Below are 3671 nucleotides of genomic sequence, written 5' to 3' on the forward strand. Positions count from 1 at the left end.
ACTCCTGCATTCATGCGTGGAGAAATGTAGACTGCTGGAGCAATTTCTAGCATCACAGAAGCGAGAAACCCGCGATACCGATCAGCTACATCACGTGTGATGATCACGACCAGCGCCATCGACTTCCTCCATTTTTATTACCTTCTTGATACTGTCGATCATGGAAGGAATAACCTTTTGTTTACGAAATACTGTAGCTGCTTCACGACGAACCAGACGATCTACCGTAGAACTCTCCTTTTCTGCCCTTTTTGCAGAGGTAAAGGCTATTTGCAGGGTAATTGAGTCACGATAGAGATCCGCAATATCGAGTACAAAAGATTGCCCTGAGTCCTCATGGATGAATCCAAGCTGAGGGATGGCAGCCACCGCCTGTACGGCTATTGCTGCGGCAGCTTGCACTGCGGTGGCTGCATGGTTAATAGCCTGATTTGGCAAGTCAGTTGCATCTGGATTTTGTCGATCATAGTGTCTGCCTTTCCATTCAATATCGTATTTTTCTGCCATCAGCCGGTACATGGTTTTCACTCTTGAGCCCTCAATTCCTCGTAAAGTGTCTAGATCACGATGGGGTAGCACTTCACCAAGACGCAGGGCATACATGTGCCGAGCAACACTAATACGGCGGCGTGGACTGCCCCAAAGTTCTGCCTGTCTACGGGCAATATCAGACCTATCAGGCAACAGTGGTAGTGCGGTATAGCTGCGCACGCCGTCTTTCCCAACTGCAGCTAACAAGGTGCCGTGCCGCGCCAACAATCGTAGTGCATCATGAGTAACGCTGCTACCTGGACCGAGCAAGATCATAGAAACGGCTTGATGGGGAATTTGGTCAATATGGGGCGTCAGGGAGTTTTTGCCCGACATGAAGTGGAGGCAGCCGTTCACCACACAGAGTTCGCCCCGCTCCAGCCAGACCAAACCGTGCCGGTCGGAGTGGGGGATCCGAGCAGTTTCAAGTCCAAGGCGACCTTTTAACATGGCTTTCCTCCATTCAGGCTGGTCTAATAAGCAACATGCCGTAACCAAAGGCGCGGTGGCGACCAACTCCCCGTTTCAGCAGGTGTGCGAAAGCTATCGGATCAGTTACTTTCAATTCTCCTTTGAAGAGAACATCCGGCCCTGTGATGTTTCGTGTTCGACGTTTTTCATCTGCACCCTTCTGTGTGCGTCGGAGGATGCGGGCAAGACTGAAGCCTTCCATCCTGGCATACCCTATTTGAACAGCATTGTCGGCCTGGAACTTTTTGTTCAGCCACTCCAGATAGACGGCTTCCCTTGATGGCATAGGTTCTGAACTATTTGTTCCACTTTGGGCCTTTACCTGTTCTAACCGATGTAGATAGGCATCACGCTCTCTTCCATTCTTGGTGCGAATCACTGGACGAAGCCGCGCCTCAAATCCCAGAACTTTGTCTGTTTCCCAGCTTGTTGGAAAGGGACGGAGACGCAGTTGTTTTAGCCCCAGGGCTTTTACGACTTCCTCGGGCGCATGAGTAGCGTTGGAGCGAAAAACATCCTCATCCTCGGCAGTGTAAGCCAGCAGACCTTGTTCGGCGCCCATATAGCGAAATGGAGCTGGTGCATGTTTTCCGAAAGCCACAGCAAGCAGGGCATGAAGTGCGTAACCGAGATCACCATCAGGCGACAATAGCTTTCTGCGGGTAGCCCAGGTAGTCAATGCTATCGGATCGGGACGGCAGTGCATTAGTTGCAAATCCATCATTAATCTCCCTGACAGCGTATATAACCCTGATAAACAGGTCGCCAACCACCATGAACACCGCTGAACCAGTTGCGTTCATCACAGATATCCAGTCGCTGTGCTCCTTCCATCACCCCCTCACCTTCCGGCCACTGAATTGGCAAATCTACATCTGACGGACTGGGTGATGCTGTCTGTAAGGCATGTAAAACATTATCCGCCTCTAGCCAACCGGCAAAGATGCGGGCTGTGGGCAGGCAGGGTTTTCGACCAATGAATAGTGGGCGTGCGGGTCGGTCGAGTGCTACGGCAAGGTCTTCCAGTATCGGCGATTGGCTGGCTGGTTCCAGGCGCAGGGCGACAAGCATGGATAGATCGGCATGGTAATCACGATAGCGCAAGTGTGGGCCAGCGTATGTAGGTTTACCACCACGACGTCCCTCAGGTTCGCCTCGTGTGGTCCAGACTTTATCCAAAGCACCTAGCTGGGCAGTTTGAAAGTCGGTTAATCGCCGGCTTTTTCGATCCAGACGCGCTCCAACACGAAGACGGTACTGCAGATCATTGTGCAGTTCATCCTCTTCCCGCCGCCAACCCAGGGCATTGGCAAGCAACCCGGTAATCATCGACAAGGCGGGAAATTCCCGAATGACGCCAAAATTATCGATAGTCTCTCCGCCGAACGCGACCAGCGGCGCTTCAAGGCGCATCAACAGGTGTCGTGCCATTTCAGCAACTCCCCTGATGGATGATCTCCTCACCCCACTGGGTCAGATCTTTCAGATTGACCCGCTTAGCTCCCGGCACATTGATTTCATCCAAAGACAGATAACGCCGACTTGAAGGTGCACCGTAAGCTTCATCCATTGCGGCCATTTCCTGAGTTAGGCGCTCAATCGCACGAACTCTCAGGCCCTTGTCATTCTCCTGCCTCTTTAGCGGCAGGGCGTCCTGGAAACTTGCCGCCAGACTACGTGGCTGCCAGTCACCTGCTTCTACGAGCACAAATTTCGCCCAATCAAAGGGGGCAGTAGAGCCTTTCTTGGCGCCCGGGCTAACTGTAGCGATCAGATGCAAAAGGTTGCGTACCACCTGCCCTGACAACTCACGCTTTTCGGCAGGCGTATCTGGTTCAAAACACTTTTCTCCTTTTATGCCTTCCAGATTTTCCACCAGTTGCCGAACATCGACTACAACATAGCCGTAGTAAAGGCCGGATGCCAGTTCGGTATCAAAAATACCTGCCGAACCCAACTCACCTGCCTCCTGTATCAAGTCATCAACCACAGTAAAGTAATCGTTCTCCACCTGAGCCTCATGGACGGTAAAAGCGTGAGAGACATAGATAGAAGCATCACGGCTTGCTAATACATCGGAGGTAACCATACGACCAAACAGAGCAGATTCGAGACCACTGGCATGCTTTAGGGTCTCAATATTTTTCTTTTTCTCTTTGAGAGTCTTCTTGATGGCATCCTTCAATGCTTTGCTTTCCGTATACTCTTTTGCCAAATCAACACAAAGTCTTACAAGGTAGTCAATTTCGGCTTTGCCTAGCAAGATAGCTTGGCCTGTTTTTAGTGCATCTTCTCCCTTCAACTCCTTTTTTGAAGCATCGAGTAACTTATTATTTCGTAGTGCTTCTACCGCCGCCTGGGCTAGTTCATCATTAATTCCTTTTTCAACAATATTGTCACGTATCAGTTCCAGTGTTTGCCGTGAACGTATCGCCATGGGGACACCAAGGCTGGATAGGGAAAAACGATCATCTGCGGTCCGCCAGTGGCGTTTCAGGCACTGCGATGAGATGCGCGTACGCACTGCATCCCCCATGGGCAGCCGTTTCGCCAGGCCAGCATCATCACGGTTGATAAGCGCTGCCGGATAGTTATGCAGTGTATGGATTTGAATAAAGTGAGGTAACAGGGTCATATCATGCTCCATTATATTTTTTGATCTATTTAGT

5 protein-coding genes are annotated in these 3671 nt (G+C 50.9%); all 5 read right to left on the bottom strand.

Features of this window, described 5'->3' with window-relative positions:
* On the bottom strand, positions 1-119 hold a 119-nt coding region (gene cas2e, locus ACOCD2_RS14255), incomplete at its 3' end, for a type I-E CRISPR-associated endoribonuclease Cas2e (protein ID WP_419625747.1).
* Positions 91-981: a type I-E CRISPR-associated endonuclease Cas1e gene (gene cas1e / locus ACOCD2_RS14260; RefSeq protein ID WP_293646001.1), complete on the bottom strand. Its 891-nt coding sequence runs from the start codon at positions 979-981 to the stop codon at positions 91-93. The genes cas2e and cas1e, both read right to left, overlap by 29 nt.
* 13 nt (positions 982-994) lie before the next feature.
* Complete coding sequence (cas6e, locus tag ACOCD2_RS14265; protein ID WP_293646003.1) at positions 995-1723, bottom strand: type I-E CRISPR-associated protein Cas6/Cse3/CasE; 729 nt, start codon at positions 1721-1723, stop codon at positions 995-997.
* Positions 1724-1725: 2 nt separating this feature from the next.
* Positions 1726-2433: a type I-E CRISPR-associated protein Cas5/CasD gene (gene cas5e / locus ACOCD2_RS14270; protein ID WP_293646005.1), complete on the bottom strand. Its 708-nt coding sequence runs from the start codon at positions 2431-2433 to the stop codon at positions 1726-1728.
* Position 2434: 1 nt separating this feature from the next.
* A partial coding sequence (gene cas7e, locus ACOCD2_RS14275; protein ID WP_419625746.1) for a type I-E CRISPR-associated protein Cas7/Cse4/CasC occupies positions 2435-3671 on the bottom strand: 1237 nt, incomplete at its 5' end.

This window comes from Thiolapillus sp. (assembly GCF_048562965.1).
Taxonomy (GTDB): domain Bacteria; phylum Pseudomonadota; class Gammaproteobacteria; order Chromatiales; family Chromatiaceae; genus Thiolapillus; species Thiolapillus brandeum_A.

What these genes read in the sequence shown, in the direction of transcription:
- cas1e (WP_293646001.1), bottom strand. Translation starts at nt 981, where the DNA reads ATGTTAAAAGGTCGCCTTGGACTTGAAACTGCTCGGATCCCCCACTCC.
- cas6e (WP_293646003.1), bottom strand. Translation starts at nt 1,723, where the DNA reads ATGGATTTGCAACTAATGCACTGCCGTCCCGATCCGATAGCATTGACT.
- cas5e (WP_293646005.1), bottom strand. Translation starts at nt 2,433, where the DNA reads ATGGCACGACACCTGTTGATGCGCCTTGAAGCGCCGCTGGTCGCGTTC.